1 protein-coding gene is annotated in these 404 nt (G+C 39.9%); it reads right to left on the bottom strand.

Features of this window, described 5'->3' with window-relative positions; genetic code table 11:
• Positions 1-310, bottom strand: a 310-nt coding sequence (locus GQR38_RS20160; protein WP_206006364.1) for a transposase domain-containing protein, incomplete at its 3' end; no start/stop codon positions are given.
• Positions 311-404: the final 94 nt, after the last annotated feature.

The following is a 404-nucleotide window of genomic DNA, read 5'->3' as shown; positions in this document are numbered from 1 at the left end:
CTTTCATGGCGGCTTCACCTAGGTTTTTACGACGCTGAGTTAAAGCACTTGGCGCAACAAATGGCTTACCCTCGCGGTCAACAATGTCGAGCATATTAACGACATCGGCCATCGATTTGTCATTATAAATAACCATCCCGATCAACAACCAAGCCATCGATTCTAGGGTTAGTTTTCTTTTTCGTAGTGTAACGGTTTCGGTCAGTGCATAGGCTTCTTCGATAAGAGATAAAGGGAGTAAGTCTGCGAGTGTTTCAACGTCATTAGGTTTGCTGTTGTTAATAATATCGAGAGCATTAGAAAGTTGCATAAAAAAATCCGAATTCTACAAAAGAATTCGGATTCTTACATACCTAGAAGATCGTTCAAGTGCTATTAACTAATTCTTAAATGATCGGCATTAG

Origin of the sequence: Pseudoalteromonas sp. c7(2019) (assembly GCF_011378625.1) — a bacterium.
Taxonomy (GTDB): Bacteria; Pseudomonadota; Gammaproteobacteria; order Enterobacterales; family Alteromonadaceae; genus Pseudoalteromonas; species Pseudoalteromonas arctica.
The sequence above is the reverse complement of the archived record's forward strand: the minus strand, read 5'-3'. Positions and strand labels throughout refer to the sequence as shown.